General features: G+C 63.2%; 11 protein-coding genes and 1 pseudogene. 5 read left to right on the top strand and 7 right to left on the bottom strand.

What is annotated here, in order from left to right:
* Positions 1–270 precede the first annotated feature (270 nt).
* A complete protein-coding gene (locus EFB14_RS03210; RefSeq protein WP_245438201.1) occupies positions 271–1,512 on the top strand; it encodes a multidrug effflux MFS transporter in 1,242 nt (413 codons plus the stop codon).
* Here the strand turns inward: EFB14_RS03210 and EFB14_RS03205 are convergent.
* Positions 1,500–2,392 (bottom strand): annotated as a pseudogene (locus EFB14_RS03205) (LysR family transcriptional regulator). The gene EFB14_RS03210 and the pseudogene EFB14_RS03205 overlap by 13 nt on opposite strands.
* Positions 2,393–2,553: 161 nt before the next feature.
* Here EFB14_RS03205 and EFB14_RS03200 point away from each other — a divergent pair.
* Positions 2,554–2,949: a (R)-mandelonitrile lyase gene (locus EFB14_RS03200; RefSeq protein WP_125845845.1), complete on the top strand. Its 396-nt coding sequence runs from the start codon at positions 2,554–2,556 to the stop codon at positions 2,947–2,949.
* A 14-nt stretch (positions 2,950–2,963) separates the two neighbouring features.
* Entirely contained in the window at positions 2,964–3,953 is a 990-nt protein-coding gene (locus EFB14_RS03195; RefSeq protein ID WP_126822661.1) for an aldo/keto reductase, read from the top strand.
* A gap of 48 nt (positions 3,954–4,001) precedes the next feature.
* On the opposite strand, the gene maiA is transcribed toward EFB14_RS03195, so the two are convergent.
* The 5 genes from maiA to EFB14_RS03170 all read right to left on the bottom strand — a co-directional run bounded on the left by maiA (position 4,002) and on the right by EFB14_RS03170 (position 8,687).
* Positions 4,002–4,637 carry a maleylacetoacetate isomerase gene (gene maiA / locus EFB14_RS03190; protein ID WP_126822659.1) on the bottom strand — a complete coding sequence of 212 codons (636 nt, stop codon included), beginning with the start codon at positions 4,635–4,637 and terminating at the stop codon, positions 4,002–4,004.
* Positions 4,638–4,847: 210 nt separating this feature from the next.
* Positions 4,848–5,264 (bottom strand): organic hydroperoxide resistance protein, encoded by a 417-nt coding sequence (locus EFB14_RS03185; protein WP_126822657.1) that lies wholly within the window; start codon positions 5,262–5,264, stop codon positions 4,848–4,850.
* Positions 5,265–5,455: 191 nt separating this feature from the next.
* Positions 5,456–6,781 (bottom strand): sensor histidine kinase, encoded by a 1,326-nt coding sequence (locus EFB14_RS03180; RefSeq protein WP_126822655.1) that lies wholly within the window; start codon positions 6,779–6,781, stop codon positions 5,456–5,458.
* Complete coding sequence (locus EFB14_RS03175) at positions 6,778–7,518, bottom strand: response regulator (RefSeq protein WP_125845849.1); 741 nt, start codon at positions 7,516–7,518, stop codon at positions 6,778–6,780. Before EFB14_RS03175 ends, EFB14_RS03180 begins: the two co-directional genes overlap by 4 nt.
* 122 nt (positions 7,519–7,640) lie before the next feature.
* Positions 7,641–8,687: an alpha/beta fold hydrolase gene (locus EFB14_RS03170; protein WP_126822653.1), complete on the bottom strand. Its 1,047-nt coding sequence runs from the start codon at positions 8,685–8,687 to the stop codon at positions 7,641–7,643.
* A gap of 360 nt (positions 8,688–9,047) precedes the next feature.
* Between EFB14_RS03170 and EFB14_RS03165 the strand changes: the two genes are divergently transcribed.
* Together EFB14_RS03165 and EFB14_RS03160 are read left to right on the top strand one after the other, a co-directional pair.
* Positions 9,048–10,823 carry a cytochrome c biogenesis protein DipZ gene (locus tag EFB14_RS03165; protein ID WP_126823522.1) on the top strand — a complete coding sequence of 592 codons (1,776 nt, stop codon included), beginning with the start codon at positions 9,048–9,050 and terminating at the stop codon, positions 10,821–10,823.
* A gap of 44 nt (positions 10,824–10,867) precedes the next feature.
* Positions 10,868–11,626 carry an alpha/beta fold hydrolase gene (locus EFB14_RS03160; RefSeq protein WP_126822651.1) on the top strand — a complete coding sequence of 253 codons (759 nt, stop codon included), beginning with the start codon at positions 10,868–10,870 and terminating at the stop codon, positions 11,624–11,626.
* 82 nt (positions 11,627–11,708) lie between these two features.
* Here EFB14_RS03160 and EFB14_RS03155 read toward each other — a convergent pair whose 3' ends face one another.
* Positions 11,709–14,006, bottom strand: a complete 2,298-nt coding sequence (locus EFB14_RS03155; protein ID WP_126822648.1) for an OmpA family protein — start codon at positions 14,004–14,006, stop codon at positions 11,709–11,711.
* Between the last annotated feature and the right edge of the window lie 211 nt (positions 14,007–14,217).

Here is a 14,217-nt window from a genome sequence, read left to right as displayed (position 1 = left end):
TGTCCCCTCCCGGCTTTGCCGGTAGGCGGATGAGAGACTGAGCGCCGGCCGGGGGTAACGAACGTTCCAGAAGCATTCGTGAGCTCCGCTCATAAGTGCATGCCGTTTCCACCCGCTATTCAAAGAACAGTAACGAACCTACTCTCCGCCGCTCTCGCACCCGGCCGGGAATGCAAAAGCGACGCCTTGGAAACAGCGATCGCCTTCGTCTAAAAAACCGAGCGTTTTGGCTGCGCGCGACTGCTCACTCCCATCACAATCGGAGCACCCGTGGACCAGAATATCGACAGCATTTCCCAGCCGCGCCAGGAAGTCATGAAAACCGATCTTCGGCTTCTGGTCGTTCTCAGCACGCTGATGGCCTTCGCGGCGATCTCTACCGACCTCTATCTGCCGGCGCTGCCACGGATGAGTGCCGCGCTTGGCGCAAGCCAGGGCACGCTCGAACTCACCATCACCGGATATCTTATCGGCTTCACCCTCGGCCAGTTGTTCTGGGGACCGGTCGGCGATCGCTATGGCCGTCGCGGACCGGTCGCGCTCGGCTTGATCGTCTTCGTGATCGGCTCGGCCGGCTGCGCCCTGTCGACGGATGCGTGGCAATTGATCGGCTGGCGGGTCGTCCAGGCGCTCGGCGCCTGCGCCAGTGTCGTGCTCGCTCGGGCGATTGTGCGGGACCTTTTCGAGCGCGATCGCGCCGCCAGGCTGCTTTCGACACTGATGACGATCATGGCGATTGCGCCGCTGCTCGGGCCGAGCGTCGGCGCGCTGATCCTGAAAGTCGCATCATGGCAGGCCATATTCTGGACGCTGGTGCTGATCGGCCTGGCGACGCTTGCCGCTCTCTCCACGCTCCAGGAAACGCTGCCGCCGGAAAGGCGCAACACCGAGCCGCTCAGTCGTGCATTCCTGGGTTATACCTCGCTGCTTGGAAATCGCCGGCTTCTTGGCTATGCAGGCGCGGTCGGCTTCTTCTACAGCGGCGTCTTTGCCTATATCGCCGGCTCGCCCTTCGCCTATATCGACTATCATCGCCTCTCGCCGCAGCTTTACGGCGTGCTGTTTGCGGTCGGCATCATCGGGCTGATGGTCTCGAACACGGTCAATGCACGGCTGGTGACGCGCTTCGGCAGCGACCGGCTGCTGCTCATCGGAACGATCGGAGCGGCACTCGCCGGCGTGATCGTGGCGCTGGTGGGCGCAACGGACTTTGCCGGTCTCTTCGGCCTTGCTGCGGCGCTCTGCCTTTACGTCGCCATGAACGGTTTCATCGCCGCCAACGCCATCTCCGGCGCGCTTGTGGATTTCCCCAAGCGCGCCGGCGCCGTATCGGCATTGCTCGGCGCCATCCAGTATGGCAGCGGGATCATCGGCTCGGCCGTATCAAGCACCTTCGCCGACGGTACACCCTGGCCGATGGCATGGGTCATCGCCCTTTCCGGCATCGGAAGCCTGCTGAGCATGCGGCTTATCACGAGCCGCCCCAAAACAGCGAGCCGCTATCCCCGATAGCGAAGCGCGTTGACGATGAGGGCGAAGGCCGGTGAGGCATGCCGGCGGCTTGGATAGTAGAGATGGTAACCTGAAAATGGCGGACACCAGTCCTCGAGAACGCGCACCAGCCGCCCATCGGCAAGATGCGCCTCGACAAGATCCTCCGCAGGTAGGCAATCCCCATCCCGGCCAGCACCGCGTTCAGCCGCAGCGCTATATTGTTAAACACCAACTGTCCTTCGACGCGAACATTCAGCTCGCGCCCATCCTTCTCGAACTCCCAGACGTAGACGCCGCCATAAGTCGGCAGACGCAGATTGATGCAATTGTGATCCGTGAGGTCCTGGGGTGTCAGAGGCTTCGGCCTTCCGTCGAAATAGGCGGGAGCGCCGACCACAGCCATGCGCATATCGGGGCCGATACGCACCGCGATCATATCCTTCGCCACCTGTTCGCCCAGCCTTACACCGGCGTCGTAGCGCTCCGCGACGATATCGGTCAGACCGTAGTCAACGACGATCTCGACCTTGACATCGGGATATTCAGGCAGGAGCTTTTCCAGGGCGGGCCACAGAACGGAATTGGCCGCATGCTCGCCGGCATTGATGCGGATGGTGCCGGCCGGCTTCTCCCGGAAGGCGCTCAAGGCGGCCAGCTCGCTCTCGATCTCGTCGAAGCGTGGGCCGATCGAGACGAGCAGGCGTTCGCCGGCCTCCGTCGGCGAGACACTGCGCGTCGTGCGTGTCAAGAGGCGCAGTCCAAGCCGCTCTTCAAGCCCCCGAATTGTGTGGCTGAGCGCCGATTGGGAAACACCGAGCTTTGCTGCCGCCTTGGTGAAACTCTGCTCGCGCGCAACGGCAAGGAAGGCAATGAGGTCGTTGACGGACGAACGCGGCATTCATGAATCCCTCTCATAGGTTCTTGCCGTTTATACCATCTAATCGAAATCGAGCCCACGCGCTAAATACGCTGTCATGACGGGCGGACGTGTCCTGCCCGGGCGGACATGCCCGCCCAATCGGACGCGTCCGCGCCGCGCGACATTTGAAAGGACGACACATGGACATCAAGCGAAGCGGCTCGCAGCCTTCGGCCAAGGGATCGGCAGACTGGTTCACCGGCAGCGTGCGTGTCGACCCGCTGTTTCAGGTGACCGGTCCGGCCCGCGCGGCCGGTGCCAGCGTCACCTTCGAGCCCGGCGCCCGCACCGCCTGGCACACCCATCCCCTTGGCCAGACGCTGATCGTCACATCGGGTTGCGGCCGCGTCCAGCGCGAAGGCGGCCCCGTCGAGGAGATCCGCGCCGGAGACGTCATCCGGTTTGAACCGGGCGAACGCCATTGGCACGGCGCAGCGCCGACGACGGCGATGACCCATATCGCCATCCAGGAACAGCTCGACGGCAAGGTCGTCACCTGGATGGAACATGTCACCGACACTCAATACCAAGGTTAGAAAAGGAAGCGGCAATGCAGAAGCGTGAACTCGGAAGGAGCGGACTTCAAGTCTCGGCCATCGGCCTCGGCTGCATGGGGCTGAGTTACGGTTACGGGCCGGCGACCGGTGTTCAGGAAGCCATTGCGCTGATCCGCCAGGCCTTCGAACGCGGCGTCACTTTCTTCGACACGGCCGAGGCCTATGGCCCCTACAAGAACGAAGAGCTTCTGGGAGAGGCACTTGCCCCCTTCCGTGATGAGGTAGTGGTCGCCACGAAATTCGGCTTCAACTTCGATGCCAATGGCGGCCAGAGCGGCATGAATAGCCGGCCGGAACAGATCCGCGCGGTTGCCGATCAGGCGCTGAAGCGCTTGAAGACCGATGTCATCGATCTGTTCTATCAGCACCGTGTCGATCCGGATGTTCCGATCGAGGACGTCGCGGGCACGGTTAAGGCGCTGATCACAGAAGGCAAGGTCCGGCATTTCGGTCTCTCGGAAGCAGGCGTGCAGACGATCCGCCGCGCCCATGCCGTTCAGCCGGTGACGGCGCTGCAGAGCGAATATTCGCTGTGGTGGCGCGAACCGGAACAGGAAATCCTGCCGGTACTCGAAGAACTCGGCATCGGTTTCGTTCCCTTCAGCCCGCTCGGCAAGGGCTTCCTCACCGGAGCGATCAACGAGACGACCACCTTCGACAGCAAGGATTTCCGCAACATCGTGCCGCGCTTTTCGCAAGAAGCGCGAAAGGCCAACCAAGCCCTCGTCGATCTCCTGGCGGAAATCGCCACGCGCAAGCGGGCCACCTCCGCCCAGATCGCGCTGGCATGGCTGCTGGCGCAGAAGCCCTGGATCGTGCCGATCCCCGGCACCACCAAACTGCATCGCCTGGAGGAGAACATTCGTGCCGCCGAAGTCGAACTGACGGCCAATGACCTCGCCAGCATCGAAAGCGCGCTCGCCACGATCAAGGTGGAAGGCGATCGTTATCCCGCGCATTTGCAGGCAAGGGTCAATCGTTGATAAAGGAAGCGGCCGCCGTCATTTGCGGCCGCTTCTTCACCGGTCGCATTATTTCCTGGGGGCCGGCGCGTTCTCCTGAAAAGCCGGTATCGTCTCGAGCTTCGCGACGATCTCCGCGATATGAGGCCACCTTGCGAGATCGAAGCCCAGCCGCCGGGCGCTGATCGCCTGCGGGAAGAGGAAGATGTCGGCAATGCCGGGCCGGTCGCCGACGGCATAAGCCCCTTGCCTGCGGCCGGCGATCATCGTCTCGACCGCGGCCATGCCCTCGCCGACCCAGTGACGGCTCCAGGCGGCAATGGCATCGGCATCGGCCTGGAAGGCGGCGCGCAGATGCAGGCCGATCCGCGGCGGCAGCAGCGCGTGGATCTCGGCGGCGATTGCCAGCGCGATGGAGCGGGCATGCGCCCTGTCTTCAGCCGTATCGGGCAGCAGCGGCGGCTCAGGCTGAACCTCATCGAGATATTCGACGATCGCCAGCGACTGGGTGATGAGCACGCCGCCATCCGTCAGCAAGGCCGGCACTAGCCCCTGCGGGTTGACGCTGCGATATCCGGCCTGCCGGCTCTCGGCCTCTTCGCCGAGAATGGTGACCGGCAGCACTTCCGCCGTCAGTCCCTTCAGCGCAAGCGCGATCCGGACTCTCGATGTCGCCGAGGAAATTTCGTTCTGATAGAGTTTCACAGTCTTTCTCCCAGATAGTCCCGAAGGAGCGGCTGCCCGTCCGGGGAAGACGTTGCCGAGGCCGCCGTCACGAGGCCCGTAAGCGGCGAAGGCTCTAGCGAGCTTATGTCGTAGATGCAGGGGGCGGCGAAAACCGCCGCTCCAAGAATGCAGATGATCATCAATCTCATCAAATCCTCCATTGCGAGGCCAGACCAGCCTCGCCATCCATCAGACAACAGTCAATTCGACCTGGATATTGCCGCGCGTCGCCTTCGAATAGGGGCAGGTCCGGTGCGCCTCATCTACCAGCGCCTTTGCAACATCCCCTTCGATACCGGGCAGGCTAACCTTGAGCCGGGCCTGCAGGAAATAGTCGCCGTCGGTGGTCCCGAGATCGACTTCGGCATTCACAGCAGTTTCCGCCGAAAGCCTGATCTTCAGCTTGCCCGCGGCAATGCCGATCGCGCCGATGAAGCAGGCCGACCAGCCGGCTGCGAAAAGCTGTTCCGGGTTGGTGCCCGGCCGGGTGCTGCCGGGAGGCGAGAGCTTGATATCGAGCTGGCCGTCGTCGCTCTGCGAAGCGCCGTCGCGTCCGCCGGTGGTGCGGGTCTTGCCGGTATAGAGAACCTTGTCGATCTTGGTCATGGAACACTCCTTATTTGCGTCGCTATCAGCGACTGGCCGCGGTCCGCGGCCGGGTTGACGGAGTGTGGTTTGACCCGCTGATATTTCAGGCATGTTTCCGGATTCGGCCGAAATGTCACAAAACGTAGCATCCGGTATCCCAGACATTTTCCCATACAAAACATCGCGAAATTTTCCGGTGGCTCCAGCCATCACCGGATGGTGACCTCAGCCGCCAGCCCGCCGCCGGTGCGATTGTAGAGCCGGAGCGATCCCCCGATCTTGGCCGTCAGTTGCTGGGCGATCGCCAGACCGAGGCCGGTCCCGCCTGTCTCCCGGTTGCGGGATTGCTCGAGCCGGAAGAAAGGCTGCATGGCGGCTTCGAGCATGTCGTCCGGGATTCCCGGCCCGCGATCCATGACGGTGATGACGATATCGTCTGCCGCGCCGCGCCCGACGCTGATTTCGGCGGCGCCGGCAAATTTCAACGCATTGTCGATGAAGTTCGACAGGATGCGGCGAAGGGCATGCGGCTTGGTGATAACAGCGCCTTGCACAAGCCCGACGACTGTGACCGCCTTCCCGATATCCTGGTAGTCGTAGGATATGCTGTCGATGAATGAGGCGAGATCGATGCGGGCGTTCTTTTCGCCGCTGCCGTGAGCGCTGCGCGCATAGGCTATGCCGTCCTGGACGAGGCGCTGGATCTCGCCGAGGTCGTGCACCAGCTTGTCCTTCTCCGGCGAATCCTCGGCCATGTCGGCGCGCAGCCGCATGCGGGTGATGGGCGTCTGCAGGTCATGCGAAATGGCTGCAAGGATCTGAACGCGCTCTTCGAGATAGTGCGCGATCCTTCCCCGCATGGCGTTGAACGCCCTTGCGGCATGCGCGACCTCGCTCGGCCCAGTCTCGCTCAAGGCGGGACCGTCCTTGTTGTTGGGATCGAGCGCATCGGCGGCGGCGGCCAGCTCGCCGAGCGGCCGGATCGCCTGGCGAACCGCAAACCAGGCGCAGAGGACGAGGAGCGCCATCTGCACGGCGAAGACGTAGGGCAGCCAAGCGGCAATCGGCATGACGCCTTTCGGCGTGACGTCGATCGTCAGCGGGCTTCCATCGCTCAGCGTCAGATGCGCTTGCAACCGGCTCACCTCGCCCGGGATCCGTTCGATGCGGATCGGAAAGCGGTGCCCGACCGCCTCCTCTATCTTTCCCAGGATCTCCACCCCCTTGCTCGACGTGTCGGGCACGCCGGGAAGGCCAGGCCCGAGCACGAAGCTGTAATTGCCCCGGCCCAGCCGATCCACCAGATCGACGCGTTGGTCTGGCGCCAGCCGATCGAGAACGGCGATCGACGTTGCGACATCATGCTCCAGCGTGCCGAGCATCACAGCCTTGGCCGACATATAGCGCTCCATGTAGAGCACGCTGAAGGAGAGCCCGTAGGCAAAGGCCAAGCCGATCAAGAGGATGAGAAAGATCCGCGATCGCAGCGTGCTCGGCCACATCAGGCCGGACAAGATGGAAGTCGCCGCCCTCATTGCCGCGGCTCCGAGATTTCGACCGGAACCGAAAACACATAACCTTCGCTGCGCACCGTCTTGATATAGATCGGTTCGCGCGCATCATCCCCCAGCCGTTGCCGCAGTCGGCTGACCAGGAGATCGATCGAGCGATCGAAGAGTTCGGCGTCGCGGCCCTGTGTCAGACTCAGAAGCTGGTCGCGATTGAGCACCCGCTGCGGGTGGTCGATGAAGACGCGAAGCAGGCGGTATTCGGCGCCGCTCAGCGCAATCGCTGTCCCTTCCTTGTCGAGAAGGTGACGGGCGACCGTATCGAGACGCCAGTCGCCGAAGGTCAGCAATTGCCCCGCCTCGCTGATCTGCAAGTTTGGAGGCAGCATGCGCGTGCGCCGCAGCACCGCCTTGATCCGGGCGAGAAGCTCGCGTGCGGCAAAGGGCTTGGCCAGATAGTCGTCGGCGCCCATCTCCAGCCCGAGGATCCGGTCCATCTCGTCGGTGCGGGCCGTCAGCATCAGGATCGGGATCGCCTTGTGCCGACCGGAGCGCAATTCGCGGCACAGCACCAGCCCGTCGTCGCCGGGCATCATCACGTCGAGCACGATCAGGTCGACGGCATTGGCATCCAGAAAACTGCGCATCTGGCGCCCGTCCGCGGCAACGCTGGTTCTCAGGCCGTTCTTCTGCAGATAGCCCGAGACCAATTCGCGGATTTCGCGATCGTCGTCGACGATCAGGACGTGATCGACATGATCCATATTTGCTTATTCCTCAACGATATGGCCGCGCCCATCGCCTCGTTCATAATGTCGAGACGTCAGACGCGACCTACGCATATTCTGTCGGCCCGGGCAACGAGGCTCGACAGCCTGTACCCTGATCAGAAGCGATCGACGTCGATGACCGCCTGCGCAAATGCCTGCGGCGCCTCCTGCGGAAGATTGTGGCCGATGCCGCCGCCGATGGTGCGGTGCTCGTACTTGCCGGAGAACTTTCCGGCATAGGCGGAGGGCTCGGGATGCGGCGCACCGTTTGCATCGCCTTCCATCGTGATGGTCGGCACAGAGATCATCGGCAGTGCGGCGAGCGTCTTCTCATAGGCATCGTATTTGGCCTCGCCCTCGACGAGCCCCAGACGCCAGCGGTAATTATGGATGACGATCTCCACGTGATCGGGATTTTCGAAGGCGGCGGCGGATCTGTCGAAGGTCGCATCGTCGAAGTTCCACTTCGGAGAAGCCGTCTGCCAGATGAGCTTTGCGAAATCATGCCGGTTGGCCTCGTAGCCGAGGCGTCCGCGCTCCGTGGCGAAATAGAACTGGTACCACCAGGCGAGTTCGACCTTCGGCGGAAGCGGCTTCTTGTTGGCCTCCTGGCTGCCGATCAGGTAGCCGCTCACCGACACCATCGCCTTGCAGCGCTCCGGCCAGAGGGCGGCCATGATATTGGCCGTCCGTCCGCCCCAGTCGTAGCCGGCAATCACGGCCTTCTCGATGTCGAGCGCGTCGAGCAGGGCGATCATATCGGCGGCAAGCGCTGACGGCTGGCCATTGCGGGGCGTGTTGTCATCGAGAAACCGCGTCGTGCCGTAGCCGCGCAGATAAGGCACGATTACCCTGTAGCCGGCCGAAGCAAGCAAAGGTGCGACGTCGACGAAGCTGTAGATGTCATAGGGCCAGCCGTGGAGCAGTAACACGACCGGGCCGTCCGCCTTCCCCGCTTCCGCATAACCGATATCGAGCACGTCGGTTTTGATCTGCTTCAGCGCTTCGAACGACGTGTTGGTTCCGGCTTTCACATCAGGCAGCGATGCGGCAGGCGCCGACTGCGCGGCGGCCGTGCCGGCAACGCCGAATTCGACGGCCGCAAGCGCGATTGCCGTCATGCCGAAGAAGCGGCGGCGAGGAAGGTTGATTTGCTCTGACATCGGTCTCTCCTGTCGAATGAATTACGCTGCTTAAAAGACGTTCCGCTTGTATCACCCGTATGTCGCACGCGGCCGGTTTTTGAATGCGGATGTAGCTTTCGGCGGCCGGGATACATTCTGATACAATCGCCCTGCCCCGGCAAAGCATCGTGTCGGCTGCAACCGTTTTCGTCATTGCCGGCTGCCAGAGCCGCAGTTTGTATCGCTTTGTATCGGCCGCCTCCGGCCGCAATAGTTCGATACATTTTCCCGCAAAACCGGACACACCGCGGATACGTCCACTGGACTACATCGGCATCGTTCCTGGTTCAGGCCCATCGCCGTCCGGAGCCCGATCAATCGGTTTCAAAGGAAACGATGATGACACTTCTGATCATTGCTTATCTCGGAGGCGCGCTGACCATCCTCAGCCCCTGCATCCTCCCCATCCTCCCCTTCGTCTTCGCCCGCGCCGGACAGCCCTTCCTCAAGAGCACGCTGCCGATGCTGGCGGGCATGGCCGCTACCTTCGCGCTCGTCGCCACGCTTGCCGCGGTGGGCGGCAGTTGGGCGATCCGCGCCAATGAATATGGCCGCCTTGCCGCGATCGTCCTGCTTGCGCTCTTCGGCGCAAGCCTGCTGTCGTCGCGCTTCGCAAGCACGCTTGCCCGCCCGATCGTCGATCTCGGAAACAATCTGGTGAACGCCAGCGGCGGCGGACGCACCGCGCCGACTGTCAGAAGCGCGCTCATCCTCGGCGTCGCCACCGGGCTACTCTGGGCGCCCTGCGCCGGACCGATCCTCGGCCTCGTTTTGACGGGCGCCGCTTTGCAGGGCGCCAACCTGCAAACAACCTTCCTATTGATCGCCTATGCCGCAGGTGCCGCAACCTCTCTTGCCGCCGCCCTGCTTGTCGGCGGAAAGATTTTCGCCGCCATGAAGCGTTCTCTCGGCCTCGGCGACCGGATCCGCCAGGTGCTCGGCGCGGCCGTGCTGGCAGGCGTCGCCGTCATCGCACTCGGCCTCGACACCAGCCTGCTGGCCCGCCTCTCCTATGCCAGCACCGCGTCCCTGGAACAGGCCGTGCTCGACCGGCTGCATGCAAAGCCCCTCGGCGGCGTCTCGTCGGAAGTGGCGAGCAACGATGCCGTGATCGCCGCAGCAGATGCGAAGAGGCCGTTCCGCAGCGATCTGCCGGTCGAAGGCTATGCGCCTTCGCTCGACGGCGCGGTCGAGTGGTTGAACTCGAAGCCGCTGACCACGGAGCAGTTGCGCGGCAAGGTCGTGCTCGTCGATTTCTGGACCTATTCCTGCATCAACTGCATTCGCACCATTCCCTATGTCAGGGCCTGGGCGGAGAAATATGCCGATCAGGGCCTTGTCGTCATCGGCGTGCACGCCCCGGAATTTGCCTTCGAAAAGAAGATCGACAACGTCAAGAAGGCGGTCGGCGATTTCAAGATCGGCTATCCCGTCGCGATCGACAATGACTACAAAATCTGGCGCGCCTTCGAGAACAGCTACTGGCCTGCCGCCTACCTGGTCGATGCCAAGGGCCAGATCCGCTACCAACATTTCGGCGAAGGCAACTATAGCAACACCGAGAAGGCCATCCAGGATCTGTTGCGCGAGGCCGGCAGTGAAATGTCGGCTAGCGCGACGGTTGCCCCCGACGCCAAGGGCGTAGAAGCCGGTCCTGATCTCAGCAATATCCGGTCGGGCGAGACCTATCTCGGCTACGAACAGGCCGCGAATTTCGCCTCTCCCGAACGGCTGCAGGCCGATACGCCCCAGAACTATTCGATCGGCGAACCGGGTCTCAACGGATGGGGCCTGTCGGGAAGCTGGACTGTCGGCCGGGACCAGGCGACACTTGACCAGCCGGGCGGCGGCATCACCTATCGCTTCAGCGCCCGCGACCTGCATCTCGTTCTGGGACCTGGCGACGACGGCAAACCGGTCCGCTTCCAGGTGAAGATCGACGGCAAGGCTCCAGGCGCGGACCACGGCTCAGACATCGATGCCGACGGCAACGGCACGGTGACCGCGACAAGACTTTACCAGCTGGTGCGCCAGTCCGGCACTGTCGCGGCCCGCAACTTCGAAATCCGCTTCCTCGATCCCGGCGTCCAGGCCTACGCCTTCACGTTCGGCTGAACCCGAAACGCATCAATACCAATCCCAACCAAAGGAGTGATACCATGAACAGACGTCCCATTCTCATCGCAGCCCTTTCCCTTGCCGCCAGTGCCGTCGCATTTGCCGCCGAGGCTGCCCCGGTCAAGAACATCGTGATCGTCCATGGCGCACTCGCCGACGGCTCCGGATGGCGTGGGGTGACGGAGATCCTTCAGAAGCGCGGTTTCCAGGTCACGATCGTCCAAGAGCCCATCACGTCGCTCGACGATGATGTCGCCGCGACAAAGCGCGTTCTCGACCTCCAGGAAGGACCGAGCTTGCTCGTCGGGCATAGCTATGGCGGCATGGTGATCACGCAGGCGGGTAACGATCCCGCCGTCGCGGGCCTCGTCTATGTCGCGGCCTTCCAGCCCGACAAGGGCGAAAGCCTGCTGAGCCTCGCGAGCACGAAGCCCGCCGGCAGCATGGACATAAAGGAAACGAAGGACGGCAAGTACCTCTATCTCGATCCCGGCGCCTTTCCGGCCGATTTCGCAGCCGACCTTCCGAAAGCCGAAGCAGATTTCCTGGCAAGGTCGCAGGTCTTTGCTTCCAAGGAGGCCTTCTCCGCCAAGATCACGGAACCGGCATGGCGGACCAAGCCTAGCTGGTCGATCGTCGCCACCCAAGACCGCGCCATAAACCCCGACCTGGAGCGCGACATGGCAAAACGCGCTGGCAGCCAGGTGACCGAAATCAAGGCCAGCCACGCCGTCTTCGCCTCTCAACCGGAAAAGGTCGCCGACATCATCGAAAAGGCTGCCCAAAAAGCCGGCGAGTAGAACCGCAAGACGGAGCTACGCTCCTTTCAGACCACCCAATAAAAGCAAACGGCGCCCCCAACAATAGAGGGGCGCCGTATCATTAGCGGTTCGAAGCCACCGGCCGGACAAGCGCAGTGACGCGGCGGATGGTGACGCGGCGGTTTTCCTGTTCGGGACCTGCCGTGTTGACCTTCAGATAGCGCTCGCCGTAGCCCTGCGTCGCCAGGTTCTCCGGCGGGATGCCGTAGACGTCTGTGAGCACATTGGCGACCGATTCCGCGCGCTGGTCGGAGAGAACCAGATTGCTCTGTTCGGAGCCGACGGCATCCGTATGACCCTCGATCAGGAAGGTCTCGCTCGGATCCTTCTTCAGCACCTGGCTGATCGCGTCGGCGACCTTGCGCAGCGTACGCGCCTGGGTCATCGGGATGTCGGCGCTGCCAGTGGCAAAGGTGATCGTGTCGAGGTCGATACGGCGCACCTTGTCGCGGATACGGGCCGAATACTTCACCTCGTCAAGCGAATAGACGCGCTCCACCGGCTCGACGGGCGGCTCGCTCAGGAACTCATAATAGTCCCGGTTCGGGTCACTGCGAGTGTCGATGATATAGTCATCGAGCGGTACGCGCAGGCGCATCGGCGGCAGGTCGGCGCCCGGATCCTCGAAATAGTCGCGGTCCGGATCGTTGTAGAGTTCCGGCGAATAATAGAGCACGTCCTCGCGTCCGCGGGCATCGACGCGCGACCGCTGGATGATGTCGCCGTAACGGTTGCGGATCGTGACGATGCGATAGCCTTCCGGCCGCATGATCGTCTCGCGATAACGGTCGCCAGAAAGCTCTTCATAGGTCGGCCGTTCGCCATCGCGCAGGAACCGCCTATCGTCGTCGCCGCGCACGATCACCTGATTGTTGTACTGGATGATCACGCGGTTGTCTTCGGTGTGGTTGTCGATGCGCACCTCGTTCGGACGGGTAAATTGCGGTCGCTCGTCGAGCCTCGTGCCCTTCTCGCTGGTCACCGCCTCGATCTTGACTGCGGGCGCCGCTACGCCACCGGTGACGGCCTGCGCCTCGGCATCGGAGGTCGGCACCTTGAAGTCCTTGCTGTCGGCACGCTGTTTGTCGCGGTCGCGGCGGCCTTCGCGGCCCTTGCTGCGATCGGCATCCTTGTCGCTGTCGAGCACGGCGGCGCCATTCTGGACCGGCAGCACGACGGTCTCGCTGCTCTTGGCCGGATCTGCCGCGATCTGCTTACGGCGCTGAAGTTCTTCAGGCGAAACCTTCTCGGGCGCAGGAATAGCCTGCTCCACCTGCTGGCCGCCGCTGGCATTCGGCAGCGGCTGGGCAGTGTCAGTGGCCGGCGCAGCCGGCTGCACACCGGCGGGCTGTGTGCCGGCGGGCTGTTCGCCGGCAGGTTTTGCCGCCGTGCCTTCCTTGGGTTTCTCTACGGGTGCGGCTTCCGGGGTAGCAGCCTTGTCCTGGGTCGCCTTGTCTTGGGTCACCTTGTCTGCAGGCGCCACGGCCTCGCCAGCAGCCGGCTTTTTCTCGGCCGGCGCTTCGGCGGCAGGTTTTGCCTCCGGCTTGGCTTCGGGCTTGGCTTGCTCCTCGGTCGGCGTCACCGCCTCGGGAGCAGCAGTCTCGGCCTTGCCCTTGCCTTTGTCGCGCGGGCGCTGCTTGCCGCCTTCCGGCTTGGCTTCAGGTTTAGCCTGCTCGACCTGCGGCTGGACCTCTTTCGCGGCGGGCTGCTGTTCGGGCTGCGGCTGGGCCTCCTTCGCGGCAGGCTGCTGCTCGGGCTGCGGCTGCGCCTCCGGTTCGGCCTGCTGGGCCTCAGGCTTCTTGTGCTTCTTCGGCTTTTCCTGCGTTACCGGCTGCTCTTCCTGCTGCGGGGCGGCCTCAGGCTTTACCTCGGGCTGGGCCTCCTGTTTGACCTTCCGCTCGGGCTTGCTTTCAGGCTGCTCCACGGGCGCCGCCTTGGGTGCCTCAGCCTTAGGCGCCTCGACCTTGGGTGCCTCAGCCTTGGGTGCCTCGGCCTTCGGCGCTTCCGGCTCCGCCTTCGGCTCAGGCGCAGCGGGCTCCTTCCGCTCGGCCTTGGGCTTTTCCGCGGGCGCTTCCTTCTGCGCCGGCTGTTCGGCGGCAGGCGCCTTTTCGGCCGGGGCTTCCTCCTGCTCCTTGTGCTTTTTCTTCTTCAGCAGCTCTTCATCGGAAGGCGCATCCTGCGCCACTTCGGCTGGCGCATCTTGCGCCACCTCGAAGCTTCCCTGTTCGACTTGCCGCACGGCCGCAGCCTGCGTCTCAACGCCGCGCACGGCGGCCATCGCCGCTGCCGGCTGCAAAGCCAGCGAGAGGGAAAGCAGCGGAAAAGCCGCGCTTGCGAACAATCTTGATTTCATGCCCATCGGGTATCCTCGATCCTGTTTGAGCTTCCTGAAGGCCAACAGGCCCCGGTTTCGCCCCTAGCTTTGCATTGAGGCGAAACGGCGAAATGGCAATCGCCAAACCGCCGATTTGTTCCCGTTCTAGGAATTCGGGGATTAACCTCGCGTGAATGTTGCAGTCTGCCGGCGTTCATCTCGCCCGCTGTTTGCACCGCAAATTGCGCGGGAATTT

Origin of the sequence: Rhizobium fabae (assembly GCF_003985135.1) — a bacterium.
Taxonomy (GTDB): domain Bacteria; phylum Pseudomonadota; class Alphaproteobacteria; order Rhizobiales; family Rhizobiaceae; genus Rhizobium; species Rhizobium pisi.
This window is presented reverse-complemented; position numbering and strand designations above follow the sequence as displayed.